This window comes from Aromatoleum anaerobium, from assembly GCF_012910705.2.
Taxonomy (GTDB): domain Bacteria; phylum Pseudomonadota; class Gammaproteobacteria; order Burkholderiales; family Rhodocyclaceae; genus Aromatoleum; species Aromatoleum anaerobium.
The window spans coordinates 263,270-288,157 of the sequence record NZ_WTVG02000038.1 but is presented as its reverse complement, the minus strand read 5'-3'; the positions used below and the strand labels follow the sequence as shown (position 1 = coordinate 288,157).

General features: G+C 68.7%; 30 protein-coding genes. 21 read left to right on the top strand and 9 right to left on the bottom strand.

Annotation, left to right across the window (positions count from 1 at the left end):
• Nucleotides 1-7 precede the first annotated feature (7 nt).
• Both GO606_RS10300 and GO606_RS10295 read left to right on the top strand, forming a co-directional pair.
• Nucleotides 8-1,207: an acetyl-CoA C-acyltransferase gene (locus GO606_RS10300; RefSeq protein WP_169119539.1), complete on the top strand. Its 1,200-nt coding sequence runs from the start codon at nt 8-10 to the stop codon at nt 1,205-1,207.
• An 86-nt stretch (nt 1,208-1,293) separates the two neighbouring features.
• Nucleotides 1,294-2,094 carry an enoyl-CoA hydratase/isomerase family protein gene (locus GO606_RS10295; protein WP_169119538.1) on the top strand — a complete coding sequence of 267 codons (801 nt, stop codon included), beginning with the start codon at nt 1,294-1,296 and terminating at the stop codon, nt 2,092-2,094.
• Nucleotides 2,095-2,134: 40 nt separating this feature from the next.
• On the opposite strand, the gene GO606_RS10290 is transcribed toward GO606_RS10295, so the two are convergent.
• The 5 genes from GO606_RS10290 to GO606_RS10270 form a co-directional block, all read right to left on the bottom strand.
• The gene (locus GO606_RS10290) at nt 2,135-2,476 is read right to left on the bottom strand and encodes a type II toxin-antitoxin system RelE/ParE family toxin (RefSeq protein WP_169119537.1); all 342 of its coding nucleotides are present in this window, start codon (nt 2,474-2,476) and stop codon (nt 2,135-2,137) included.
• Nucleotides 2,476-2,751: a type II toxin-antitoxin system Phd/YefM family antitoxin gene (locus tag GO606_RS10285; protein ID WP_169119536.1), complete on the bottom strand. Its 276-nt coding sequence runs from the start codon at nt 2,749-2,751 to the stop codon at nt 2,476-2,478. The genes GO606_RS10290 and GO606_RS10285 overlap by 1 nt, the downstream gene beginning before the upstream one ends.
• A gap of 223 nt (nt 2,752-2,974) precedes the next feature.
• Complete coding sequence (locus GO606_RS10280; RefSeq protein ID WP_169119535.1) at nt 2,975-3,787, bottom strand: DUF1835 domain-containing protein; 813 nt, start codon at nt 3,785-3,787, stop codon at nt 2,975-2,977.
• 32 nt (nt 3,788-3,819) lie between these two features.
• Nucleotides 3,820-4,104, bottom strand: a complete 285-nt coding sequence (locus tag GO606_RS10275) for a cupin domain-containing protein (RefSeq protein ID WP_246979476.1) — start codon at nt 4,102-4,104, stop codon at nt 3,820-3,822.
• Between the two features lie 201 nt (nt 4,105-4,305).
• Nucleotides 4,306-5,235, bottom strand: coding sequence for a pirin family protein (locus GO606_RS10270; protein WP_169120392.1), 930 nt, complete (start codon nt 5,233-5,235; stop codon nt 4,306-4,308).
• 291 nt (nt 5,236-5,526) lie between these two features.
• Here GO606_RS10270 and wrbA point away from each other — a divergent pair, with 291 nt between their 5' ends.
• Entirely contained in the window at nt 5,527-6,150 is a 624-nt protein-coding gene (wrbA, locus tag GO606_RS10265; RefSeq protein WP_169120394.1) for an NAD(P)H:quinone oxidoreductase, read from the top strand.
• A gap of 133 nt (nt 6,151-6,283) precedes the next feature.
• Here wrbA and GO606_RS10260 read toward each other — a convergent pair whose 3' ends face one another.
• Nucleotides 6,284-7,057 carry a YdcF family protein gene (locus GO606_RS10260; protein ID WP_246979475.1) on the bottom strand — a complete coding sequence of 258 codons (774 nt, stop codon included), beginning with the start codon at nt 7,055-7,057 and terminating at the stop codon, nt 6,284-6,286.
• A 132-nt stretch (nt 7,058-7,189) separates the two neighbouring features.
• Here GO606_RS10260 and GO606_RS10255 point away from each other — a divergent pair, with 132 nt between their 5' ends.
• The 12 genes from GO606_RS10255 to GO606_RS10200 all read left to right on the top strand — a co-directional run bounded on the left by GO606_RS10255 (nt 7,190) and on the right by GO606_RS10200 (nt 17,685).
• Entirely contained in the window at nt 7,190-7,720 is a 531-nt protein-coding gene (locus GO606_RS10255) for a DUF2802 domain-containing protein (RefSeq protein WP_169120398.1), read from the top strand.
• A gap of 97 nt (nt 7,721-7,817) precedes the next feature.
• Nucleotides 7,818-8,198: a RidA family protein gene (locus GO606_RS10250; RefSeq protein ID WP_169120400.1), complete on the top strand. Its 381-nt coding sequence runs from the start codon at nt 7,818-7,820 to the stop codon at nt 8,196-8,198.
• 44 nt (nt 8,199-8,242) lie between these two features.
• Nucleotides 8,243-10,279, top strand: a complete 2,037-nt coding sequence (gene recG / locus GO606_RS10245; protein ID WP_211166821.1) for an ATP-dependent DNA helicase RecG — start codon at nt 8,243-8,245, stop codon at nt 10,277-10,279.
• A 122-nt stretch (nt 10,280-10,401) separates the two neighbouring features.
• The gene (locus tag GO606_RS10240) at nt 10,402-10,959 is read left to right on the top strand and encodes a chorismate--pyruvate lyase family protein (protein ID WP_169120402.1); all 558 of its coding nucleotides are present in this window, start codon (nt 10,402-10,404) and stop codon (nt 10,957-10,959) included.
• On the top strand, nt 10,956-11,843 hold the full coding sequence (gene ubiA, locus GO606_RS10235) for a 4-hydroxybenzoate octaprenyltransferase (RefSeq protein WP_211166820.1): 888 nt from the start codon (nt 10,956-10,958) through the stop codon (nt 11,841-11,843). Before GO606_RS10240 ends, ubiA begins: the two co-directional genes overlap by 4 nt.
• A 73-nt stretch (nt 11,844-11,916) precedes the next feature.
• A complete protein-coding gene (locus tag GO606_RS10230) occupies nt 11,917-12,168 on the top strand; it encodes a hypothetical protein (protein ID WP_169120404.1) in 252 nt (83 codons plus the stop codon).
• Nucleotides 12,169-12,307: 139 nt separating this feature from the next.
• Complete coding sequence (gene pyrF, locus GO606_RS10225) at nt 12,308-13,123, top strand: orotidine-5'-phosphate decarboxylase (protein ID WP_169120406.1); 816 nt, start codon at nt 12,308-12,310, stop codon at nt 13,121-13,123.
• A 151-nt stretch (nt 13,124-13,274) separates the two neighbouring features.
• Entirely contained in the window at nt 13,275-14,798 is a 1,524-nt protein-coding gene (locus GO606_RS10220) for an Ig domain-containing protein (RefSeq protein WP_246979474.1), read from the top strand.
• Nucleotides 14,799-14,958: 160 nt separating this feature from the next.
• Complete coding sequence (locus GO606_RS10215) at nt 14,959-15,204, top strand: type II toxin-antitoxin system Phd/YefM family antitoxin (protein WP_169120667.1); 246 nt, start codon at nt 14,959-14,961, stop codon at nt 15,202-15,204.
• The gene (locus tag GO606_RS10210; RefSeq protein WP_169120668.1) at nt 15,201-15,587 is read left to right on the top strand and encodes a type II toxin-antitoxin system VapC family toxin; all 387 of its coding nucleotides are present in this window, start codon (nt 15,201-15,203) and stop codon (nt 15,585-15,587) included. Before GO606_RS10215 ends, GO606_RS10210 begins: the two co-directional genes overlap by 4 nt.
• A 101-nt stretch (nt 15,588-15,688) precedes the next feature.
• Entirely contained in the window at nt 15,689-17,179 is a 1,491-nt protein-coding gene (gene ubiD / locus GO606_RS10205; RefSeq protein WP_169120670.1) for a 4-hydroxy-3-polyprenylbenzoate decarboxylase, read from the top strand.
• 83 nt (nt 17,180-17,262) lie between these two features.
• Complete coding sequence (locus GO606_RS10200) at nt 17,263-17,685, top strand: DUF4870 family protein (protein ID WP_169120672.1); 423 nt, start codon at nt 17,263-17,265, stop codon at nt 17,683-17,685.
• 38 nt (nt 17,686-17,723) lie between these two features.
• On the opposite strand, the gene dacB is transcribed toward GO606_RS10200, so the two are convergent.
• Entirely contained in the window at nt 17,724-19,010 is a 1,287-nt protein-coding gene (gene dacB / locus GO606_RS10195) for a D-alanyl-D-alanine carboxypeptidase/D-alanyl-D-alanine endopeptidase (RefSeq protein WP_343316194.1), read from the bottom strand.
• A 292-nt stretch (nt 19,011-19,302) separates the two neighbouring features.
• Between dacB and rfbB the strand changes: the two genes are divergently transcribed.
• Genes rfbB through GO606_RS10170 form a run of 5 tightly spaced genes read left to right on the top strand, consistent with a single transcriptional unit; the run spans nt 19,303 to nt 23,091 of the window.
• Nucleotides 19,303-20,361: a dTDP-glucose 4,6-dehydratase gene (gene rfbB, locus GO606_RS10190; protein WP_169117354.1), complete on the top strand. Its 1,059-nt coding sequence runs from the start codon at nt 19,303-19,305 to the stop codon at nt 20,359-20,361.
• A 21-nt stretch (nt 20,362-20,382) separates the two neighbouring features.
• Nucleotides 20,383-21,267 carry a glucose-1-phosphate thymidylyltransferase RfbA gene (gene rfbA, locus GO606_RS10185; protein ID WP_169117355.1) on the top strand — a complete coding sequence of 295 codons (885 nt, stop codon included), beginning with the start codon at nt 20,383-20,385 and terminating at the stop codon, nt 21,265-21,267.
• Nucleotides 21,267-21,809, top strand: coding sequence for a dTDP-4-dehydrorhamnose 3,5-epimerase (gene rfbC / locus GO606_RS10180; RefSeq protein WP_169117356.1), 543 nt, complete (start codon nt 21,267-21,269; stop codon nt 21,807-21,809). Before rfbA ends, rfbC begins: the two co-directional genes overlap by 1 nt.
• Nucleotides 21,806-22,756: a dTDP-4-dehydrorhamnose reductase gene (gene rfbD, locus GO606_RS10175; RefSeq protein WP_169117357.1), complete on the top strand. Its 951-nt coding sequence runs from the start codon at nt 21,806-21,808 to the stop codon at nt 22,754-22,756. The genes rfbC and rfbD overlap by 4 nt, the downstream gene beginning before the upstream one ends.
• Nucleotides 22,753-23,091, top strand: coding sequence for a hypothetical protein (locus GO606_RS10170; protein WP_169117358.1), 339 nt, complete (start codon nt 22,753-22,755; stop codon nt 23,089-23,091). Before rfbD ends, GO606_RS10170 begins: the two co-directional genes overlap by 4 nt.
• Here the strand turns inward: GO606_RS10170 and lysA are convergent.
• Both lysA and lptM read right to left on the bottom strand, forming a co-directional pair.
• Complete coding sequence (gene lysA, locus GO606_RS10165; protein ID WP_169117359.1) at nt 23,083-24,345, bottom strand: diaminopimelate decarboxylase; 1,263 nt, start codon at nt 24,343-24,345, stop codon at nt 23,083-23,085. The genes GO606_RS10170 and lysA overlap by 9 nt on opposite strands.
• The gene (gene lptM / locus GO606_RS10160; RefSeq protein ID WP_169117360.1) at nt 24,342-24,512 is read right to left on the bottom strand and encodes an LPS translocon maturation chaperone LptM; all 171 of its coding nucleotides are present in this window, start codon (nt 24,510-24,512) and stop codon (nt 24,342-24,344) included. The genes lysA and lptM overlap by 4 nt, the downstream gene beginning before the upstream one ends.
• Before the next feature lie 46 nt (nt 24,513-24,558).
• Between lptM and cyaY the strand changes: the two genes are divergently transcribed.
• A complete protein-coding gene (gene cyaY / locus GO606_RS10155) occupies nt 24,559-24,882 on the top strand; it encodes an iron donor protein CyaY (RefSeq protein WP_169117361.1) in 324 nt (107 codons plus the stop codon).
• Nucleotides 24,883-24,888 lie beyond the last annotated feature (6 nt).

Here is a 24,888-nt window from a genome sequence, read left to right as displayed (position 1 = left end):
GAATGACATGACCAGACAAGTCCAGGACGCCTACATCGTCGCCGCGACGCGCACGCCCGTCGCCCGGCGCAACGGAATGTTCGCGCACGTGCGGCCCGACGACCTGCTCGCGCACGTGCTGTCGGCCGTCGTCGGCAAGGTGCCGGCGCTCGACGCGCACGAGATCGCGGATGTCATCGTCGGCTGCGCGATGCCGGAGGCCGAGCAGGGCATGAACGTCGCGCGCATCGGCCTGCTGCTCGCCGGGCTGCCGGACAACGTGCCCGGCATCACGATCAACCGCTTCTGCGCGTCCGGGCTGCAGGCGGTCGCGGACGCCGCGGCGCGCATCCGCTTGGGCGAGGCCGACGTGATGATCGCCGCCGGCACCGAGTCGATGAGCGCGATGCCGCAGATCATGGGCAACAAGGTCAGCCTGAACCCGGCGATCTTCGCCAATCGCGACAACGTCGGCATCGCGTTCGGCATGGGGCTGACCGCCGAAAAGGTCGCGCAGCAGTGGAAAGTGAGCCGCGAGGACCAGGACGTTTTCGCGCTGCATTCGAACCAGCGTGCGTCCGCGGCGATCGCCGGCGGGCATTTCCGTGCCGAGATCACGCCTTATACGGTCCGCACCCACCTGCCCGGTGACGGCGGCGCGGTGCGCGTCGTCGAGCGCGTCCGCGACACCGACGAAGGGCCGCGGCCGGACGCGTCGCTCGAAGCGCTGGCGAAGCTCAAGCCGGTGTTCGCCGCGCGCGGCTCGGTCACCGCCGGCAACAGCTCGCAGATGTCCGACGGCGCCGGCGCGGTGCTGCTGATGAGCGAGGCGGCGTTGAAACGCTACGGCGCGACGCCGATCGCCCGTTTCGTCAGCTATTCGGTCGCCGGCGTGCCGCCCCGGATCATGGGCATCGGCCCGATCGAAGCGATTCCGCGCGCGCTCGCCGCGGGCGGCGTGAAGCTCGCCGACGTCGGCTGGATCGAGCTCAATGAAGCGTTCGCCGCGCAGTCGCTCGCGGTGATCCGCGAGCTCGGGCTCGACCCGGCGCGGGTCAACCCGTTCGGCGGCGCGATCGCACTCGGCCACCCGCTCGGCGCGACCGGCGCGATCCGCACTGCCACGGTGATGAGCGCGATGCAGCGCGACCCGAAGCTGCGTTATGCGATGGTGACGATGTGCGTCGGCACCGGCATGGGCGCAGCGGGAGTGTTCGAGCGGGTGTAGACTTTCCGCCCCTTTTACCCGATATGTCGCGCGCCGCGGCCGCAGACCCGGAGACCCGCGAGCGCCTGTCCTGGAGATTCAACCCGATGGCCAATACCGTACTGCTCGACGTCTCGAACCGCGTCGCCACGCTCACGCTCAACCGTCCGGCGCAGCTCAATGCCTTGTCGATCGAGATGATGCAGGACCTGCTGGGTGTCGTCCGGGAGTTGCGCGATCTCAAGGACGTCGACGTCGTCGTCATCACCGGCGCCGGCGACCATTTCATGGCGGGTGGCGACCTGAAGGACTTCGCGACGCAGTTCCACCTCGGCCCGCAGGCGCGCATGGTGGCTTTCCGCGCGATCATCGAGAAGCACATCAACCCGGCCGTCGAGATGCTCCAGTCGCTGCACCAGCCTGTCATCGCGAAAGTGCGCGGCGCGTGCGCCGGCTTCGGCCTGTCGCTGATGCTCGGCTGCGATCTCGCGCTGTGCGCCGACAGCGCCAAATTCACGACTGCGTATTCATCGATCGGCCTCGCGGCCGACGGCGGCCTGACGTATTTCCTGCCGCGCGTCGTCGGCAGCCGCAAGGCGCTGGAACTGCTGCTGCTCGCCGAGCGTTTCGACGCCGCCGAAGCGCTGCGCCTCGGCCTCGTCAACCGCGTGCTCCCATCCGCCGAGCTCGACGGCGAGACCGACCAGCTCGTCGCCCGGCTGCAGGCGGGTCCGCGCGAAGCCTATGGCGAAATCAAGCGGCTGGTGGCGAGTTCCTACGACGCCCAGATCGAATCGCAACTGGAGAGCGAAGCCGAAGCGTTCGGCCGCTGCAGCGCCACCGACGACTTCGTCGAGGGCATCACCGCCTTCCTCGAGAAGCGCAAGCCCGCGTTTCGCGGGATGTGACCGGCCGGCCGCGGGTCGAGCGGCGCGGGTTGCTGCAGCTTCACGCGCCGAGCAATCGGCGAGCCAGCACCGACTGCATATCTCGGCGGCCATCAACGATCAGGTAAACGACGACTTGGCTGCCCGTCACGCGGTAAATCACCCGGTAGGGCTTGAACGCGGTTTGCCGGTACTCCTTGATGCCCAGCGGCACCAACTCCTTCGGATAGCTGCCTCGCTCGGGGAACTGTGCCAGGCTTTCCACGACTTCCATCAGCTGGTCGAGCACGTAGTTTGCGTTCGCCAGGCAGTCGAATTCGGTGATGTAATCGTGAATCGATTCCAGGTCCTGCTCTGCACCCCGGGTGAGCAAAACCTCATACCTGATCGGCTTGCCGCCCATCAGCCTGTGGCACGCTTGCCGCGCAGGCGAGCCACGACATCAGCCACTGGCTTGACACGACCGGCTTCCACGTCCTGATTGCCGAGAGCCAGGATCTTCAGCAGCGCCAGCGTTTCCTGGGTCTCCTCAAACGAGGCGACGTCCTGCAGAACGGCCTTGGCCTCCCCGTTCTGCGTGATGACCAGGGGCTGCCGCTGCTCGGCAAGATGCGCCAGCACCTCGGCTGCGTTGGCCTTGAGGTAGCTGATGGGTTTGACTTGAGATGAGTAGCGCATGGTCGTGCCCGGACACCAGTTAAAGACTTAATTTAGTCTTTTTAGGGTCTCGTCGCAATGTCTCAACGAACCCACGCCGTACCCCGTAACAGAGTCGCTGTCGGTTCCGTACCTGTCATTTGCCAATGGCAAAGCGACGGCATGGGTCGTGGACGATCGTCGATGGCGCATCATCGCGTTCGACCGCCTCGGTGCGCCGGTCGGCGGTGCCCGCCGGCGCGCTTCAATGCAGTGTTCCCTGTGCGCCGCCCGATCCCGGCAGCCTGACCACGGCCTCGGCGAGCGATCCGTCCGGGCTGCGCCACAACAGGCGTCCGCTTCTCGTGAGGCAACGCAGTCGCCACGCGAAGAACACGTCGCCGAGGAACTCGTCGCATTCCCACTGCGCCGCGCCGATCACCTGATCGGCCGCTTGCCAGTCGTCATCGCACTGAGCGAGCAGCAAAGCGTCGTAGAAGTCGTCGCCGTGGTGGGTGATGCGGCCGTCGCTCCAGCGCCGCACGCCGGACGGGACGCTGCGGTGACGCTGCCATTCGCCTGCGCGCCGCGCGATCTCCCCGCGGTCGAGGGCGCGCATGCGCGCAAGCAGTTCTCCAAGATCGCCCGGGTCGAACTGGCTCACCGCGCGCCGACCGCCCGAAGCGGCCCCCGGGTCGACGGCCTCGACAAGGCGGACGTCCGCGGCCTGCGGCGAAAACGTCGCGCACAGACGCTGTAGCCACAATTGCGACGAGCTGTGCGCGCCGCTCCAGATGAACACCGTGCCGTGGCGCACAGCGTCGGCCGCGTGCGCGTAACGCGTCTCCTCCTCGTCGAAGCCGGTGACCGGCGGCGGCGCGTCGGGCAGCAGCTGCGCCCAGTAGCGTGCGCGGCTTGCCGGGCCGTCAGCGGTACCGAGCGCGCCAAGAGGGCCGATGCAGTAGATGTCTCGAAAGCGCAGGATCGGCGCCGCCGCCGGGATGCCCGCCGTCATCGCGTCGCGCAGGACACCCGCCGCGGCGTCGCCGAGCACCAGATGGGTCGCCTCGTCTGTCATCGCCTGTTTTCCGGAATGCGACCGCCCCGCACTCAGCCGTCCGCCGCAGGATCGTACGGCAGCACGCGCTCCTGCTCGTCGGCGTCGTTGCGGGCGACAATCGCACGGGCGGGTTCGGTGCTGCTGAGGTTGAACGCCTGATGCGGCACGTCGGGCGGGATGAACAGGAAATCGCCGGCCTCACTGACGACCGACCGGTGCAGGCCCGGCCCATAACGTGTTTCGACGCGCCCCTCGAGCACGTAGATCGCGGTCTCGAAATCCTGATGGCTGTGCGCCTGGGCGACGCCTCCGGGCGGAATCACGACGATATGCATCGACAGCCCCTTGCTGCCAGCGGTCGCAGCGGAAATGCCGAGGAAGTAGGGAAGGCGCTGGCGGGTGAGGACCTGGCGGTCGGGGCGGACGGCGACGAGTTCCGCGGCGGGGCGGGGGGGCGGCGGAGGCTCCGGCTGCGCGGCCGGGTTCGCTGGACATTGCGGGGCTCCTTGCGCGATTCGGGCTGCTCGGGGTCGGGGTCAGGGATAGCGCACCGGGAACGGGTGATTGTCCGGCAGCGGGATGAATTCGGTCTCGCCCGGCACTGGCGCGAAGCGGCCGGCGCGCCAGTCCGCCTTCGCCTGCTCGATGCGCTCGCGCGAACTCGACACGAAGTTCCACCACACGTGGCGCGGCCCGTCGAGCGGTTCGCCGCCGAGCAGCATCAGCCGGGTTGCCGACGACGCCGTGATGACGACTTCGGTGCCGCGCCGCAGGACCAGCAGCTGGCCTGCCGAATACATCACGCCGTCGATGGCGACGGCGCCCGCGACGATGTAGGCGGCGCGCTCGACATGCTCGCTCGGCACCTGCAGGCGCGCCGGCGGGGCGAGCGTGACGTCGGCGTAGAACAGCGGCGAGTGGGTCGCGACCGGCGAGCGCGCGCCGAAAGCCTCGCCGGCGATCAGCCGGACGCTCAGGCCGGGCGCGTCGATGACCGGCAGTTCCGCCGCGCCGTGGTGTGCGAACGCGGGTTCGCTCTCCTCGTCGCGCGCCGGCAGCGCGACCCACGCCTGCAGTCCGGCGAGACGCGGGCCGGACGGGCGCAGTTCGGGCGGCGTGCGCTCGGAATGCACGATGCCGCGTCCCGCAGTCATCCAGTTCAGCTCGCCGGGGCGGATCGGCTGCACGCTGCCGAGGCTGTCGCGGTGCAGGATTTCGCCGTCGAACAGGTAGGTCACCGTCGCGAGGCCGATGTGCGGATGCGGCCGGACGTCGAGGCCGCTGCCCGCGGCCAGCTCCACCGGCCCCATCTGGTCGAGAAACACGAAAGGCCCGACCATGCGCCGCTGCACGGACGGCAGCGCGCGCATCACCTTGAAGCCGCCGCCCAGATCGCTCGCGTGCGGCACGACGACGGTTTCGACGGGCAGCGGGTCCTGCGGGGATGTCGATGCATTCGGGTTCATCTGCTCTCCTCGACGTGAGATAACGATGCGGCGATACGGGCCAATACGGCGATACGGGCGCGGGGCCCGGCGCTACGGCGGGCACGGCCGGGGCGCTCGTTCGCGCGCCCCGGCCGTCCTTGAGAAGACCCACGCTGCCCGCGTGTGGTTCGCGCGATCCGCAGGCTGAAACCTCGGCGGCACGCTTGCGGCCCCGTCATTGCCGCGGTTGAACGCGGCGGATCCGTTGACTAGGCTGGCCTAACGGCAGCGGTGCCCTGCCATCCTGTCCTTCACCCCTGGAGCTGCGACATGAAAGTCCAGATCATTTTCTACAGCATGTACGGCCACATTTTCCGCATGGCGGAAGCGGTCGCGGAAGGCGCGCGCAGCGTCGCCGGGGCCGAAGTCGGCCTGTTCCGCGTCCCGGAACTGGTGCCCGACGAGGTGCTCGAGAAGTCCGGGGCGAAGGCGGCGCAGCAGGCCTTCGCGCACGTGCCGGTGGCGAAGACCGGGCAGCTCCCCGAAGCCGACGCGATCATCTTCGGCACGCCGACGCGCTTCGGCAACATGTGTGCGCAGATGCGCAACTTCCTCGACCAGACCGGCGGGCTGTGGATGAAGGGGAGCCTGATCGGCAAGGTCGGCAGCGTATTCACCAGCACCGCGACGCAGCATGGCGGGCAGGAGAGCACGATCCTGTCGACGCACATCACGCTGCTGCACCAGGGCATGGTCCTCGTCGGCCTGCCTTACAGCGAGAAGCGGCAGATGGGGATGGACGAGATCCTGGGCGGCTCGCCGTATGGGGCGGCGACGATCGCCGGCGGCGATGGCAGCCGCATGCCGAGCCAGCTCGAGCTCGAGATGGCGAAGTTCCAGGGCCGCCATGTCGCCGAGATTGCGAGCGCGCTGGTGCGGGGCAGGGCGGCCTGACGACAACCCTCGCCGGACAATATCACCGACGCCCCCTGCGGACTCGCCGCGCACCGGCCCGGCTGGCAGCCGCCTTCGCGGGATCGGGCTTGCCGAAGTTGCCGCGGGAACGCCACAATCCCCCGCGTGCCGTTCAGCGCGACAGGCGCAGCGCGAGCAGCCCCAGCCATTCGTGCGCCGCGTACCAGCCGGCATAGGCCGAGGTCGCGCTGGGCAGCGCGCTCAGCACCTGGTCGTTCGCGTCGTGCTTGCCGAGCCAGGCGGTTGGGGCGGCGATCACCTCGATGCCGCGGGCCTCGAACTCGGCGCGGGCGCGGCGCATGTGCGCGGCGTGCGTGACGAGCAGCACACGCCGCACGCCGGCCGCTTTCAGCAGCGGCGCGGAAAATTCCGCGTTCTGCCCGGTGTCGAGCGAGCTCGCCTCGACCCAGCGCGGGGTGATGCCGAAGTCCGTTTCGAGCGAGGCCTTCATCAGCTCGCCTTCCGGGCGCTCGCCGATCGGCGCTCCGCCGCTGACGAGCACCGGCAGCCGCAGTCCGTGCGCGAGGCGCGCGCCGTAGCGCAGCCGTTCGAGCGTCAGCCGGTTCACGGTTTCGCCGCCGTATTCGGGCGCGTGGCGCCGCTTGCCGCCGCCGACGATGACGATCGCCTCGGCGCGGCGGGCGGGTGTCGCCGTCAGGGGGTCGGTCTCCAGCCCGTCGAGCATCCAGCCGACGGTGACGGGCAAGACGAGCAGCAGCGCTATGGCGAGCCCCGTCCACGCGACTGCCAGGCCGGCGCGGCGCCAGCGCTGGACGAGCAGCAGGCCGAGTGCGATGAGCAGTAGCGGGGCGAGCGGCGGCAGCATGAAGGCCGAAACGAGTTTCTTCAGCCAGAAGAGCAGCATCAGAGCGAGGTCGAAAGTCATATGAGTCAGCAGTTGCGTCGTTGCAGGGGGGGTGAGGCGGGTATTATCCGCGACAATCCACGCGTCATGTTCCCCGCCCGCGCCATGCCGGAGCGCCGTCGGCCGTCTGCACGGGCGGCGAGGTAGTCCGCGATGGGCATTAGCGAAATCCTGTGGTCCGCAGCTGCGCTGCTGGCCGTCTACGTCGCAATCCGGCTGTACCAGGCGCTGCAAAGGCGCTTGCGCCGTCCACGTGGCGCCCGGCGCCCTCCGGCTTCAGGCGCCGGCGCGTCGGGCGATGAGGAGGTATTCGTCTTCGAGCGGCCGCCGCCGTCGCCGCGACGCGACGGTTTCCAGGTCGAGCTGGAGGTGCAGCAGCTGCGCCGGGACGTCGCCCAGTTGCGCGCCGAACTCGCCGAGCAGCGCCGGGAGCTCGCCAGCCTGACTGCCCGGCTGCAGGTGCAGCAGGAGCAGGAGCAGGAGCAGTTCGACGGCGGCGTCGCCAAAGCAGGCGCATCGCCTGAATACGACGAGGCGCTGGTGTTTGCGCGACGCGGACTCGACGTCGAGGCGATCGCCGAACGCTGCGGCATCACGGTTGCCGAAGCGGCGCTGGTGCGCGCTCTCGCGCAGGGCGAAAAAGGTGAAAAGGGCGAAAAAGGCAACGAACGGAAGCGTCCGTGAACACCGCAAAGCTGCTCAGGATATGGCCTCCGGCCGGTCTGGCTTACAATCGCCTCATTGTGAGTCGCCCGGCACCCACTACTCAAGGATTCCGCCCATGAGCCGCAGCATCGTTTCGACCCCCAACGCCCCCGCCGCGATCGGCACCTATTCGCAGGCCGTCAGGACCGGCAGCACCGTCTACTGCTCCGGCCAGATCGGCCTCGACCCGGCGACGATGCAGATGGTCGAGGGCTTCGAGGCGCAGACCGTGCGCGTGTTCGAGAACCTCAAGGCGGTCGCCGAAGCGGCCGGCGGCTCGCTCGCCGACGCGACGCGGCTGACGATCTACCTCACCGACCTCGCGAACTTCGCCAAGGTGAACGAAGTGATGGCGCGCTACTTCGCCGAACCGTACCCGGCCCGGGCCGCGGTCGGGGTGAAGGAATTGCCGAAAGGCGCGCTCGTCGAGGCCGACGCGATACTGGTGCTTGGCTGATCCGCGAAGGTCCGTCCCCTCCTGACGCTGCAACGCGACCGGCGCTGGCCGGATGGGCCGGCGTCGGTCCGCAACTGGCGGGCCGGCTCGCCAAACTCGATCTGCGCCGGCCGCAGGACCTGGTGCTGCATCTGCCGCTGCGCTACGAGGACGAGACCCGGGTGACGCCGATCGCCGCGGCGCGAGGCGGCACCGCGGTGCAGATCGAAGGCGAGGTCGTATCGAGCGAGATCGTGCTGCGCCCGCGCCGCCAGCTCGTCGCCCGCGTTCGCGATGCGTCCGGGATGCTCGTCGCGCGCTGGCTCAATTTCTACCCGTCGCAGCAGAAGCAGCTCGCCGCCGGCCGCCGCGTGCGCCTGTTCGGTGAAGTGCGCGGCGGTTTCTTCGGCGACGAGATGGTGCACCCGCGGCTGCATGCCGTCGATGACGGCGAGCCGCTGCCGCAGGCGCTGACGCCGATTTATCCGACCACCGCCGGGCTCGCGCAGTCGGCGCTGCGCAAGCTCGCCGCCCGCGCGCTGCACGCCGTCCCGCTCGACGAATACCTGCCCGACGCGGTGCTCGCCGGGCTCGGGCTGCCGAATTTCGCCGACGCAGTGCGCACGCTGCACCACCCGCCGCCGGACATCGACGCGGCCGCGCTCGAAGATCGCGACCACCCGGCGTGGCGGCGCATCAAGTTCGAGGAGCTGCTGGTCCAGCAGCTGTCGCTGCGCCGCGCGTACAACGCCCGCCGCACGCATCGCGCGCCGGCCCTGCAGGCCACCGGGCGCCTCTGCGAGGCGCTGCTCGCCCGGCTGCCGTTCCGTCTCACCGGCGCGCAGGCTCGCGCGGTCGCCGCGATCGCGCACGATCTGGCCATGCCGCACCCGATGCAGCGCCTGCTGCAGGGCGACGTCGGCAGCGGCAAGACGATCGTCGCCGCGCTGGCGATGCTGCAGGCGGCCGAGAACGGGTTCCAGGCGGTGCTGATGGCGCCGACCGAGATCCTCGCCGAACAGCACTGGAAAAAGCTCGCCGCGTGGCTCGAGCCGCTCGGCGTCGACATCGCGTGGCTGTCGGGCGGCCGCCGCAGACGCGAACGCGACGCCGAGCTCGCGCGCCTCGCAAGCGGCGAAGTGCTGCTCGCGGTCGGCACCCACGCGCTGATCGAGGACCCGGTGCTGCTGCCGCGGCTGGGCCTCGCGATCGTCGACGAGCAGCACCGCTTCGGCGTGCGCCAGCGACTCGCGCTGCGCGACAAGGGCGCCGGCGGCAGCCATCCGCACATGCTGATGATGTCGGCGACGCCGATTCCGCGCACGCTGGCGATGAGCTACTACGCCGATCTCGACGTCACCGTGCTCGACGAGCTGCCGCCGGGGCGCACGCCGATCCTCACCAAGCTCGTGTCCGACCTGCGCCGCGACCAGGTCGTCGCCCGCGTGCGCGACGCGTGTCTGGCCGGGCGCCAGGCGTACTGGGTGTGCCCGCTGATCGAGGAATCGGAGGCGCTGCAGCTGAAGACCGCGCTCGAGACGTTCGACACCCTCACCACCGCGCTGCCGGAGCTGCGGATCGGCCTCGTCCATGGGCGCCTCAAGAGCGAAGAAAAATCCGCGACGATGGCCGCGTTCGCTGCGGGCGAGCTGCACCTGCTGGTCGCGACGACGGTCATCGAAGTCGGCGTCGATGTGCCGAACGCGAGCCTGATGGTCATCGAGCACGCCGAGCGCTTCGGCCTCGCGCAGCTGCACCAGCTGCGCGGCCGCGTCGGGCGCGGCACCGCCGAGTCCGTGTGCATCCTGCTGTTCGCGCAGCCGCTGTCGGAAAACGGCCGCGCGCGCCTGAAGGTGATCTATGAACACAGCGACGGCTTCGCGATCGCACGCGAGGATCTGCACATCCGTGGCCCCGGCGAATTCGTCGGTGCCCGCCAGAGCGGCACGCCGCTGCTGCGCTACGCCGACCTCGAACGCGACGCGGAGCTGCTCGGGCCGGCACGCTCGCTCGCCGAACATCTGCTCGACGAAGCGCCGCAGACAGCCGCGCGCGTGATGGAGCGCTGGCTCGGCGGCCGCGAGGGGCTGCTGCGGGCCTGAGGTGCCAGCCGGCCGCCCTGTCCCGCCGCCGCCGCCAAGTCCCGCGACGTCCCGCGATTGGGCCGGCCTGCCGTTCCCGGTATCATGCGTAGCCCCGCGGCGTCCTGCCGGCGTCCTTTTCCATGCGCATCCGACCTCACTCCGAAACCTGGCTCGAACGCCCGCCGCGCGCCCGGATGCTCCCGCAGCTGCGCCCCTGGCTCACCGATCCAGGTTCGCTGACCGCGCGCATCCGCAGTCGCTGCAGCCTGTTTTCGGTCGAGGTGCTCGCCCAGCGCCTCGCCGTCCCGCACCCGGACGAGGCCGCGCTGCTCGGGCTGCGCCGCGGCGAACTCGCGTGGCTGCGCGAAGTGCTGCTTGTCGCCGACGGCGTCCCGGTGGTGTTCGCGCGCAGCATCCTGCCGCGGCACAACCTGCGCGGAGCATGGATCCTGTTCCAGGGGCTCGGCTCCCGTCCGCTCGGCGCCGCGCTGTTCGCCGACCCGCGCATCCGCCGCCAGCCGTTGGCCTGCACCTGTCTCGACCGCCGGGACGCGCGCTATCATCGCGCTTCGGCCGCCGTCGCGCCGCGCCGCCTGCCGCCCGCGCTGTGGGCGCGCCGGTCGCTGTTCGGCCTGCGCGGCCGCACGCTGCTGGTCAGCGAAGTGTTCCTGCCCACGATTCTGGAGTTGCCGACATGATGATTGCCCCCGCCACGCTGTCCGGCCGGCTGCCGCTGTACCTGCGCCTGATGCGCCTCGACAAGCCGATCGGCATCCTGCTGCTGATGTGGCCGACGCTGTGGGCGTTGTGGCTCGCCGCCGATGGGGTTCCGCCGCTGCACGTGGTCGCGATCTTCGTCCTCGGCACGGCGCTGATGCGCTCGGCCGGCTGCGTCATCAACGACTACGCCGATCGCGACTTCGACGGCCACGTCGAGCGCACGCGGACGCGGCCACTGGCGACCGGCGCGGTGACGATCCGCGAGGCGCTGCTGCTCGCCGCCGGGCTGTCGCTGGTGTCGTTCATACTGATCCTGCCGCTCGATCCGCTGGTGCGGTGGCTGTCGCTGCCGGCGCTGTTCCTCGCCGCGAGCTACCCCTACACGAAGCGTTTCCTCGCGATCCCGCAAGCCTACCTGGGCATCGCGTTCGGTTTCGGCATCCCGATGGGGTTCGCCGCAGTGCAGGGTGAAGTGCCGGCGCTCGCCTGGCTCCTGCTGCTCGCGAACATCTTCTGGGCGGTCGCGTACGACACCGAATACGCGATGGTCGACCGTCCCGATGACCTGAAGATCGGCATCAAGACTTCCGCAATCACGTTCGGCCGCTTCGACGTCGCCGCAGTGATGCTGTGCTACACGGTCGCGTTCGGCCTGATCGCCGCGGTCGGCGTCGCCGCGGGACGCGGCGCGTGGTTCTTCGGCGGGATCGCGGTCGCAGCGGGGATCGCGATCTACCACTACACGCTGATCCGCCACCGCGACCGGGCGCGCTGTTTCAGGGCTTTCCTGCACAACAACTGGGTCGGTGCGGCGCTGTTCGTCGCCCTCGTCATCGACTACGTTGCGTTTCCCGCGGCCTGATCTAGGGTGAACCGACCGCGATCACACGGTCGAATGACGGCGCGGCCTGCCGCGCGGATCCCCAAGGAGACCCATGATGAAAAAGAGCCTGGTTGCAGGCCTGTTGGCGATGGCGCTGTCCGGCGGCGCGTTCGCGTTCCACTGTCCCGCCGAGATGAAAAAAATCGACGAGGCGCTGGCGAAAAATCCGATGCTCGCTGCCGAACAGATGACCGAAGTGAAGCAGCTGCGCGCCGAAGGCGAAACCCTGCACAAGGCCGGCAAGCATCAGGAAGCACTCGACTCGCTCGAAAAAGCGAAGAAAATCCTGAAGATCGAAACCTGATCGGGCCGGCTCGCGTGCCGAACGGGGCCGCGTTGCGCGGTCCCGAGCGTCTCGATGGTGGCCCGATACGATGCGTCGGCCGTGCGCGCGGTGTGCCGGAGCGGCTTATCATTCGGCCCGGACCATTCTGGACGCATCCATGCATTTCATGACCGCCCTCCGGGCCGCCTGGCGCACGCGCAACAGCCTGCTGTGCGTCGGCCTCGACCCCGACCCGACGCGCTTCCCCGCGCACCTGCACGGGCAGCCGGACGCCATCTTCCGCTTCTGCAGCGCGATCGTCGATGCGACCGCCGATCTCGTCTGCTGCTTCAAGCCGCAGATCGCGTACTTCGCCGCGCAGCGCGCCGAGGACCAGCTCGAAGCGCTGATCGCGCACATCCACGCGCGCCATCCCGGCACCCCGGTGATCCTCGACGCGAAGCGCGGCGACATCGGCAGCACCGCCGGGCAATACGCCGTCGAAGCGTTCGAGCGCTTCGGCGCCGACGCGATCACAGTCAATCCGTACATGGGTCGCGACTCGGTCGAGCCCTGGCTCGACTACGCCGACAAGGGCGTGATCCTGCTGTGCCGCACGTCGAACCCCGGCGGCAGCGATCTGCAGTTCCTCGACGTCGGCGGCGGCGAGCGCCTTTTCGAGCGCGTCGCCCGCCTCGTAGCCCGCGAGTGGAATGCCAGTGGCAACTGCAGCCTGGTCGTCGGCGCGACCTTCCCGGACGAGATCGCGCGCGTGCGCGAACTCGTCGGCGACATGCCGCTGCTGGTGCCCGGCATCGGCGCGCAGGGCGGCGACATCGCCGCGACGGTGCAGGCCGGGCGCAGCGCGGACGGCACGGGGCTGATGATCAACTCGTCGCGCGCGATCCTGTACGCCGGCACGGATGACGACTTCGCCGCCGCCGCCCGCCGCGCCGCCCTCGACACGCGAAACGCCATCAACCGCCATCGCTGACCCCCGCCCCCGGTCCGCATCACCGCGCATGCCTTGATGCAGCTGCCATCGCGGTTGCAAATGTGGGTAATATGCGGTCCAATTTCGGCCGATTCACGGTTTGTTACAGGTCGGCCGCGCGCAATTTCTCGAAGGGGGCTCAGTGCGTTCAATGGCAAGGGATATTCAGGGGTCTGGCGCTCGGCGTCACGGCGTCGCTGCTGGTTGCGTGTGGTGGCGGCGGAGGTGGGGAGGCGGCGGCGGTGGTGCGGGCAACGTCACCCCGACTAACGAATATCAGATCTCGCTGCGCGCCGACCATACTTCGCTGCCGCTGAACATCGCCGGCGTCGGACCGGGCATCGGTGTGGACGCGCCTTATACAACGACCCTGTACGTGTCGGCACGCCGGGCTGGCACGAACGACCCGATTCCAGGTGGCGAAAACATCTTCTCCTGCAACGTCGTGCCGCAGGGCCTCGAGCAGGGTGCTCTGTACTACCTCGATGGGGATCCCGATCACGAGACCGAAGTCGATATCGATGGCACGACGATCAAGGTTCCGAAGGCGTTCCGCTCGGTGACGCTCGGCTCGAACGCCGGCGCAGCGAGCTTCCATTTCCACGCCGGCAACACCGCGGGCACGGCGACGATCACTTGCGCAGTCACCGACCCGCAAAGCAACAAGGACGTGACGACGCAGCTGCAGATCAACGTCGGCCAGGCGACCGGCAAGGCCTCGCAGATCCGCGTCAACCGGAGCGCGCCCGGATTCCTGTTCGCGCAGAACACGAACGGCACGACGCAACTGATTGTGCAGGCGCAGGTGCTCGACGAGGCCGGACAGCGCGTGCCCAACCCGACCGCCGGCACGCACAACCTGTACGCGAGCATCGTCGAGACCCCGGGGCTCGCCGACAACGACGCGCTGCTGCGTGCGGGCGGCGCGAGCGGCAAGTGGGTGTTGTCGAGTTCGACGAACGGCCAGGCGCAATTCACACTCGTCAGCGGCGTTGCCACCGGCAGTCTGCTGGTCGAGATCATGACCGACCGCTTCGACAACAACGTCGATAACGGCATTACCGAGCCGGTCCGGAATCTCTTCACGGTTCCTGTGGTTCTTTCGGTCGGACAGGAGGCGCTGGCTGTTTCCACCGCAACCGACTTGCCGAGTGCAGAAGAAGAAAAATCTTACGCGACCATCCTGACGGCGACCGGAGGCGTGCCGCCGTACAAGTGGGAGCGCGTCAGCGGCAGCACGCTACCGGGCGGGCTGACGCTGTCATCCGATGGGGTGATCACTGGAACACCGTTCGTCGATGGCACTTTCCGCTTCGCACTGAAAGTGACCGATTCGGCCACGCTTCCACAGACGGCAATGAAGGAGTTCTCGATCACGATCACGCCGGCGCCAGTGCCAGAACCGGTCGTTACGGCGCCACAGGTTGTAACATCTGCGCTGCCGGCTGGTACCGCGAATCAGTCGTACCTGGCGCTGCTGGCTGCGTCGGGCGGCAAGACGCCCTACACCTGGAGCGCGATGTCGACCCCCTTTGCCGGTGGCCTGACCGTGACCGCGGACGGCGTGATCAGTGGCACCACCGGTACGGCGGAGACCTATCCGGTTGCTTTCACGGTCAAGGACGCCGACGGACTGGTCGCCAGCCGCATGATCAGCATCACGATCAGCAACTGATCGATCCGATACGGCATGCGCTCCCGACGCATGCCGCTTCAACGAAACCCCGCTCTTCGAAAGAAGGTGGGGTTTCAGTTCTTGGGAGCGATGCCGTCTGAAGTTGCGGGGCGTCGGTACGGCAGGTAGACTAACTGACGTTGGTTTAGCGGAGATCCCCATGCGCACCGTCAACATTCACGAAGCAAAAACCCATCTGTCGCGCCTCGTCGAGCAGGCCGCGAACGGTGAGCCGTTCGTTATCGCGCGGGCCGGCAAGCCGCTGGTGCGGGTGGTCGCGATCGATGCGCCGGAGGCTTCGGCGATGCGGCGGCGCGGTTTCCTCGCGGGCGAGATCGACGTGCCCGCGGATTTCGACACGATGGGTAGCGCCGAGATCGAAGCTCTTTTCGGCGGCAGCGCGTGAATCTGCTGCTGGACACCCCCGTCCTGCTGTGGGCTGCCGGCGCACCGGAGCGGCTTTCGCGCGAGGCATGCGAGTTGATCGACGATCCGCGCAATGCGCTGTGGTTCAGCGCTGCGAGCTTGTGGGAAATCGCGATCAAGTGCGGCCTCGGGCGCGAGGATTTTCGCGTCGACCCGTTCCGGCTGCGCAAAGGCTTGCTCGACAACGGCTATCGCGAGCTGGTCATTTCCGGCGAGCACGCGCTCGGCATCGGGCGCCTGCCGCCGATCCACAAGGATCCTTTCGACCGCCTGCTGGTGGCCCAAGCCATTGTCGAGGGTTTCACGTTGCTGACGGCGGACGAGAAAGTCGCGCAATACCCGGAACGGGTGAAGCGGATTTGACCGCCTGTTACCGCATGGCCGAAACGCATCCCGCAGATTCCGCGATCGAGGGGCATTCGATGCAAGCTACGCAGGCCGGACAGCAGGCAGGGAGTTTTCCATTGAAATACCAAGACCTCCGCGACTTCATCGCCCAACTCGAAGAGCGCGGCGAGCTGAAACGCATCACCGTTCCCGTCGACACGCATCTCGAAATGACCGAGATCGCCGACCGCGTGTTGCGTGCCGGCGGGCCGGCGCTGCTGTTCGAGCAGCCGGTGACGCGCGGCGTGGCGCAGGCGATGCCGGTGCTCGCGAATCTCTTCGGCACGCCGCAGCGCGTCGCGCTCGGCATGGGCGAGGAGCTCGCGGACGGCGACTGGCAGACGCCGCTGCGCGAAGTCGGCAGGCTGCTCGCGTTCCTCAAGGAGCCCGAGCCGCCGAAAGGGTTCCGCGACGCGTGGGAGAAGCTGCCGGTGTTCCGCCAGGTGCTGAACATGGCGCCGAAGGAGGTGCGTTCGGCGCCCTGCCAGGAAGTGGTGTGGGAAGGTGCGGACGTCGATCTGGCGCGGCTGCCGATCCAGCATTGCTGGCCGGGCGACGTCGCGCCGCTGATCACGTGGGGCCTTGTCGTGACGCGCGGGCCGGGCAAGAAGCGCCAGAACCTCGGCATCTACCGCCAGCAGGTGCTCGGGCGCGATCGGGTGATCATGCGCTGGCTCGCGCATCGCGGCGGCGCGCTGGATTTTCGCGACCATCAACAGGCGCATCCGGGCGAAGCGTTCCCGGTCGCGGTCGTGCTCGGCTGCGACCCGGCGACGATCCTCGGCGCGGTGACGCCGGTGCCGGATTCGCTGTCGGAATACCAGTTCGCCGGGCTGTTGCGCGGCGCGAAGACCGAACTGGTCAAGTGCATAGGCTCCGACCTGCAGGTGCCGGCGTCGGCCGAGATCGTGCTCGAAGGCGTGATCCACCCGGACGACACCGCGGCGGAAGGGCCGTACGGCGACCATACCGGCTATTACAACGAGGTCTCCGAGTTCCCGGTGTTCACGATCGAACGCATCACGATGCGCCGCAACCCGATCTACCATTCGACCTACACCGGCAAGCCGCCCGACGAGCCGGCGATGCTCGGCCTCGCACTGAACGAAGTGTTCGTGCCGCTGTTGCAGAAACAGTATCCGGAGATCGTCGATTTCTACCTGCCGCCCGAAGGCTGCTCGTACCGGCTCGCGGTGGTCAGCATCAGGAAGCAATACCCCGGCCACGCGAAGCGCGTGATGTTCGGCATCTGGAGCTTCCTGCGCCAGTTCATGTATACGAAGTTCATCATCGTTGTCGATGACGACGTCGCGATCCGCGACTGGAAGGAAGTGATCTGGGCGCTGACGACGCGCGTCGACGCGACGCGCGACACCGTGCTCGTCGACAACACGCCGATCGACTATCTCGATTTCGCGAGCCCGGTCGCGAGCCTCGGCAGCAAGATGGGGCTCGACGCGACGAACAAGTGGCCGGGCGAGACGACACGCGAATGGGGTCGGCCGATCGTCATGGACGACGCGGTGAAGGCGCGCGTCGATGCGATGTGGGACGAGCTCGGCCTGTAGCGGACAAATCCGGCGCCTGCGCGAACGGACCGCGCCGTCCGCAGTCGCATCCTCGATGCGCTTCCACAGCAAAGGAGTTCCGCATGACCCAGTATTCGCCCGACGGTGGCCCGCTCCGCAGCGCCGATCTCGGCAACCTCGTTACGCTGACGCACCTGATCTACGCGCTGCACGCGTTCGCGGTGGTCACCGGAGTTGTCGGCAGCGCGACGATCATCGGCAGCTTCGTTGCCAGCGTGCCGTCGATCGTCGCCGTGGTGCTGAACTATCTCAAGCGCGGCGCCGTCCGCGGCACCTGGCTGGAAAGCCATTTCCGCTGGCAGATCCGCACGTTCTGGTTCGCGGCGCTGTGGATCGTCGCGGGCCTGCTGCTGGCGTTCACGATCATCGGCATCCCGCTCGCGCTGGCGCTCGTCGCCCTCGCCGGGCTGTGGGTCATCTACCGCGTCGCGCGCGGGTGGTGGAGCCTTCTGCATCGCGGCATGATGCCGATGCCGCCGGGGTGACAGCATGAGGCCATGAAGCGGCGGCCCGGAGGCGAGGCTCAGCGCGCGTCCCACATCCATTCGAGCAGCGCGTCCTGCGCCGCCTGGCTGCTGCCTGCTGCGGCATCGTTAACGAGCATCGCGACGACATGGCGACGGCCGTTCCGGTCCAGCACGTAGCCGGCCATTGCGCGCACGCCGTTGATCGAGCCGGTCTTGACATGCGCGTGGCCGCGCGCCGGGCTGTCGTGGAGCCGGCCGCGCGCGGTGCCGTCGAGGCCGGCGACCGGCAGCGCGGCGATGAATTCCGGCATGTACGGCCGGCGCCACGCGGCGAGCAGCATTTCACCGAGGGTTCGGGCGCTGACGCTTTCGCTGCGCGACAGGCCGGAGCCGTTCTCGACGAGCAGCCCGGCCGTGCTGATGCCCGCCGCGTCGAGCAGCGCCCGCGTGAGCGCGGCACCCGTGGCGACCATGTCGGGCGATGCCGCGTCGGTGGCGCCGAGGGTCGCGAGCAGCTCGCGCGCGATCACGTTGCTCGACCATTTGTTCATCTCGCGCACGACGTTCGCGAGCGGCGGCGAGCTGCCGGTCAGCAGCAATGTGGCCTCGACGGGCATTGTGCCCGGCCGCGCGACGCCTTCGACTTTGCCGCCGAGTTCCGCCCACAGCGCGGCGACGGCGGCGATGCCGAAGCGTTCCGGCGGCAGCGGCGCCGTCGCCCAGTCGCGCTGGCCGCAGCTCGCCGGCAGGCGGCCGAGCAGCACCAGCCGTGGACCGCCCGGCGCGGCTTCGAGCGCCGCGTCGAGGTCGCGGTGCCACACCCCGCACTCGCCCGCTGCGATGACGATGCGGTTGTCGATGTCGAGCCCTTTCAGCGGCGGACTGGCCGCGACCGTGACGCGCTCGCCCGGCGTGCCTGCGGGCAGCAGCGTCAAGTTCAGCGTGTTGAAATTCACCAGCAGGCCGTGCGCGCCGCTGTTGTACGGGCGCAGCGCGCGATCGTCGAACGCCGCCGGGTCGTGCTGCGGCAGCCGCAGCGCCGAGCCGTCGAGCACGAGATCGCCGCGGATCGTCTCGATGCCGAGCGCGCGGATCTTGCGCAGCAGCGTCCACAGCCGCTCGGCGCTCAGCAGCGGGTCCGCGCCGCCGATCAGGTAAAGGTCCCCTTCGAGCACGCCGGCGCGGACCGGCCCGGTCGCCGCGACGCGAGTCGTCCACACGTGCGCCGGGCCGAAGCGCTCGAACGCGGCGAACGCGGTGACGAGCTTCATCACGGACGCCGGATTCATCGGCCGCTCGGCGTTCACGCGCAGTTGCGGTTCGCCGTCGTCGACGGCCTGCACCCACAGCGCGACGGCCGATTGCGGAATGCGCGGCCGCGAGGGCCTGTGCGACCGGCTCCGGCAGCGTGGAAGCAGGGAGGGGTGGGCAGGGCGATCCAGCCGGCGAGGAACAGCGCGCAAAGCGTGCGCAACAATGCGACTGTCATCGATAAAACGTCCGATCGCAGTGCTTTGACGCCCGGCCCGGCGCGTGCCGCTTGTCGGCAGGATACAATTCGGCCTCCTGATCGTTCGCGGGCCGGACATTCTACGCTGGCCGCGCGGACGACGATTCCGTCCATAGGGGAGTTCCATGATCCTGGTAACGGGCGGCGCCGGCTTCATCGGTGCCAACTTCGTGCTCGACTGGCTGGGCCAGAGCGGCGAACCGGTCGTCAATCTCGATGCGCTGACCTACGCCGGCAACCGCGAGAACCTCGCTTCGCTGGCGGGCGATGCACGCCACGTGTTCGTCCACGGCGACATCTGCGACCGCGCGCTGCTCGACCGCCTGCTGGCCGAACATCGCCCGCGCGCGATCGTGCATTTCGCCGCCGAGAGCCACGTCGACCGCTCGATCCACGGGCCGGCCGCGTTCGTGCGCACCAACGTCGAAGGCACGTTCACGCTGCTCGAAGCGGCGCGCGCGTACTGGTTGGGGCTCGACAGCGACGCGAAAGCGGCGTTCCGCTTCCTGCACGTGTCGACCGATGAAGTGTACGGCTCGCTCGGCCCCGCCGACCCGGCGTTCACCGAGACGAAAGGCTTCGAGCCGAACAGCCCGTATTCCGCGAGCAAGGCCGCCTCCGACCACCTCGTGCGCGCCTGGCACCACACCTACGGCCTGCCGGTGGTGACGACGAACTGCTCGAACAACTACGGTCCGTACCAGTTCCCCGAGAAGCTGATCCCGCTGATGATCGCCAATGCGCTCGCCGGCAAGCCGTTGCCGGTCTATGGCGACGGGCAGAACGTGCGCGACTGGCTGTACGTCGGCGACCATTGCGCGGCGATCCGCGAAGTGCTCGCGCGCGGGCGCGCAGGCGAGACTTACAACGTCGGCGGCTGGAACGAGAAGCCCAATCTCGACATCGTGCATACGGTGTGCACGCTGCTCGACGAGCTGCGCCCCGACCCGGCCGGCCCGCATGCGCGTCTGATCACCTATGTCGCGGATCGGCCCGGACACGACCGGCGCTACGCGATCGACGCGCGCAAGATCGAGCGCGAACTCGGCTGGCGGCCCGTCGAGACGTTCGAGTCGGGCATCCGCAAGACCATCGCGTGGTACCTCGATCACCAGGACTGGGTCGCGCACGTGCAGAGCGGCGCCTACCGCGAGTGGGTCGACCGCAACTATGGCCAACGATAGAAATAGGAAGGATTTGACGCGATGAGCGCACGCAAAGGCATCATCCTCGCCGGCGGTTCCGGCACCCGGCTGCATCCGGCCACCCTCGCGGTATCCAAGCAGCTGCTCCCGGTCTATGACAAGCCGATGATCTATTACCCGCTCAGCACACTGATGCTGGCCGGCATCCGCGACATCCTGATCATCTCGACGCCGCAGGACACGCCGCGTTTCGAGCAGCTGCTCGGCGACGGCAAGCGCTGGGGGCTGAGCCTGCGGTACGCGGTGCAGCCGAGTCCGGACGGGCTCGCGCAGGCCTTCCTGATCGGCGAGGAATTCCTCGCCGGCGGCCGCTCGGCGCTGGTGCTCGGCGACAACCTGTTCTATGGCCATGAGTTCTCCGACTCGCTGCGGCAAGCCGGCCAGCGGGCGCAGGGTGCGACGGTGTTCGCGTATCCGGTGCATGATCCGGAGCGCTACGGCGTCGTCGAATTCGACGCCGACGGCCGGGCCGTGAGCCTCGAGGAGAAGCCGGCGCGGCCGAAGAGCCGTTACGCGGTGACGGGCCTGTACTTCTACGACGAGCGCGTCGTCGACATCGCCCGCTCGCTCAGGCCCAGCGCGCGCGGCGAACTCGAGATCACCGACGTCAATCGCGAGTATCTCGAGGCCGGCGCGCTCGACGTCGAGGTCATGGGGCGGGGTCATGCGTGGCTCGACACCGGCACCCACGAGAGCCTGCTCGAGGCGAGCCTGTTCATCCAGACGATCGAGAAGCGCCAGGGGCTGAAGATCGCGTGTCCGGAGGAAATCGCGTGGCGCGCGGGCTGGATCGATGCCGACCAGCTTCAGGCGCTCGCCCGGCCGCTGGCGAAGAACGGCTACGGCCAGTATCTGCAGCGGCTCCTCGACGAGCGGGTGTTCTGATGAAGGCAACGCCCACTTCGATTCCCGACGTGCTGATGATCGAGCCGAAAGTGTTCGGCGATGCGCGCGGCTTCTTCTTCGAGAGTTTCAACGCGCGGGCTTTTCGCGACGCGACCGGGCTCGACGAGACCTTCGTGCAGGACAACCATTCGCGCTCGGCGCGCGGCGTGTTGCGCGGCCTGCACTACCAGATCCGCCAGCCGCAGGGCAAGCTCGTGCGGGTCGTGCGCGGCGCGGTGTTCGACGTCGCGGTCGACCTGCGCCGGGCGTCGCCGAGCTTCGGGCGCTGGGCAGGCGTCGAGCTGTCCGAGGACAACCACCGCCAGCTGTGGATTCCGCCCGGTTTCGCGCACGGCTTCGTCGTGCTGTCGGAATCGGCCGATTTTCTCTACAAGACCACCGACTATTACGCGCCGGAGCACGAGCGCTGCTTGCTGTGGAACGACCCGGCGGTCGGCATCGACTGGCCGCTCGACGCCCCGCTGCTGTCGGGGAAGGACCGCGAAGGCAAGCCGCTCGCCGCGTGCGAGGTGTTCGAATGAAGCTGCTGGTGACCGGCGCGAACGGCCAGGTCGGCTGGGAACTTGCGCGCAGCCTGATGCCGCTCGGCGATGTGATCGCGCTCGACCGCAGCCGCTGCGATCTGTCCCGGCCGGCTGCGCTCGCAGCGCTGATTGGGGAGCTCGCGCCGGACGTCATCGTCAACGCCGCGGCCTACACCGCCGTCGACCGCGCCGAAAGCGACGAGACGGCGGCGACGCTGATCAACGGCGCCGCGCCGGGCGAACTGGCCCGCGTCGCGAAGCGTAGCGGTGCACTGCTGGTGCATTACTCGACCGACTACGTGTTCGACGGCACAAAGCCCGCGCCGTACGGCGAGGACGACCCGGTCGCGCCGATCAACGCCTACGGCCGCAGCAAACTCGCGGGCGAGCTCGCAATTCGCGAAAGCGGTTGTGACCACCTGATCTTCCGTACGACCTGGGTGTTCGCGGCGCGCGGCGGCAATTTCGTGCGCACGATGCTGCGCCTGGGGGCCGAGCGCGACAGCCTGCAGGTCGTCGCGGATCAAATCGGCGCACCGACCTGGGCGCGCAACATTGCCGATGCGACGGCGCTTGCGGTCGCCCGGGCGCAGGCGGAGCGGCAGCAGCACAGTTTCTCGTCGGGAGTGTTCAATCTCGCGTCCCGCGGAGAGACCAGCTGGCACGGTTTTGCCGAGACAATCTTCGCCGCCGCGCGAGCGCAACTGCCCGGCATCGGCCTGAAAGTCGCCGCGGTGACGCCGATTCCCTCGTCCGCCTATCCGACGCCGGCCGCGCGGCCGGCCAATTCACGCCTCTCCCCGGGCAAGCTGCAGGCGCGCTTCGGCATCGTCATGCCGCGATGGGACGATGCGCTCGCGCGCTGCCTCGATGATCTCGCGGGCGGTGAGCGGCGGGGAGGCGCGCGCGGTGACGGAAGCGTCACCGGGAGGACGGCGCGATGAGCGGCTTCGAGCACTTTGCGCGCGATGCGATCGAGCTCGAGCGCGAGATCCTGAAGCGCGGCATCCTGCTCGGGCTCGACTGGGCGGACGCGGCGGCGATGCGGCAGCTCGCGCGCGAGGCGCTCGACGGCGGCGCCGAGCATACCACCGCGCTGTTGCACGATCCGGACCCGCAGCACAAGGCGAGGGGAGAGCTGTTCGCGTTCGCGGTCCTGATGCTGCGCACGATGACGGAGAGCGCCGAAACGGGCCTGCACACGCACGGCGGGCCGGCCTGGAAAGCGTTCGGCCGGGCGCTGATCGAAGAGTCCCGGCGCGGCCCCCTTTCAGGGTAGCGGCGACTCCAGCGCGTAGAGCGACTCCACCGTTTCGCGCTGGCGCACGAGGTGCATGCGGGCGCCATCGACGATGACTTCGGCGGCGCGCGGGCGCGTGTTGTAGTTAGAACTCATCGCCATGCCGTATGCGCCGGCCGACAGCAGCGCGACCAGGTCGCCGGCCGCGACGGCCAACGGGCGGTCGTGCGCGAGGAAATCGCCGCTCTCGCAGATCGGCCCGACGATCTCGTAATTGCATTCCGGCACGTCGCGCGGCGCCACCGCGACCGCTTCGTGATAGGCGTCGTAGAGGGCGGGGCGCGCGAGGTCGTTCATCGCCGCGTCGACGATCGCGAAATTCCGCTCGGCGCCCGGCTTCAGGTATTCGACGCGGGTCAGCAGCAGGCCGGCGTTGCCGATCAGCGAGCGGCCCGGTTCGAAACAGAGCTCCTCGCTGCGGCCGTCGAGCAGGCGCAGCAGCGGGGCGAGATAGGCGGCCACCGACGGCGGCGCCTCGTCGCGGTAACGAATGCCGAGGCCTCCGCCGAGATCGATGTGGTCGAGGTGGATCCCTTCCGCTGCGAGCTCATCGACGAGTCCCAGCACTTTTTCGGCCGCTTCGGCGATCGGCCCGGAGTCCAGGAGTTGCGACCCGATGTGGCAGGCGATGCCGCTGATCCGGACATTCGCCATCCCCGCGGCACGGCGGTACAGCGCGAGCGCGGTGTCGAACGCGACACCGAACTTGTTGTTCTTCAGTCCGGTGGAAATGTAGGGGTGAGTCTTGGGGTCGACGTCCGGGTTCACGCGCAGCGCGATCGGCGCCCGCGTGCCGAGCTCGCCCGCGAGCATGTCGAGCCGCTCCAGCTCGGCCTCGGATTCGACGTTGAAGCAGCGGATGCCGGCCGCGAGCGCCTCGCGCATCTCGCCTGCGCTCTTGCCGACGCCGGAAAACACCACTTTGCCCGGGTCGCCGCCCGCCGCCAGCACGCGCGACAACTCGCCGCCCGAAACGATGTCGAACCCGGCGCCGAGTTTTGCGAACATTGCGAGCACGCCGAGGTTGGAGTTCGCCTTGACGGCGTAGCACACCAGCGCGCGGCGTCCGGCGAGCGCGTGACGGTACGCGTCGAAAGCCTGCTCGAGCGCCTGGCGCGAATAGACGTAGGTCGGCGTGCCGAAGCGCTCGGCGATCGCCGCGAGCGGAACGTCTTCGATCTGCAGCCCGTCGGGGCCGGGGCGCAGCGTGGGGATCGGAAAGTCGGAATTCATTTCGAGTCGCTCGGGGCGGAAGAGGCTTTGCTATGATCGGCGTCGATCGCGGGCGCCGCCTGCGGCGGGGCGACCGGAATCTCGGGCAGGTACAGCGGCCCCTTGATGCCGCATCCGGACAGGAACAGCGTGCTGCCCAGCACGGCCGCAATGAGAGTCGCTCGCATGGTGTCGCCGATCGGAAAAACGGGAATCCTAACAGAAGGAGAGATCATGGAAGAGTCCGCATTCAACGCCCTTGCCGATGCGGAACTCGCGCGCATCGAAGCCGCCCTCGAAAGCTGCGGCGCCGACATCGACATCGAACCGAAGCCTGGTGGCGTGCTGGAGATCGAATTCGAGAACGGCACGAAGATGATCATCAACCGCCACACGGCGGCGCGCGAGATCTGGGTCGCGGCGAAGTCGGGTGGCTTCCACTTCCGCCCCGACGGCGGTCGCTGGCTGGCGACACGCGACGGGGCGGAACTGTACGCGATGCTGTCCGAGCTGGTCCGGCAGCAGTCCGGAGCCGCCGTCAGCCTTTCGGCCGGCTGAGGCTGA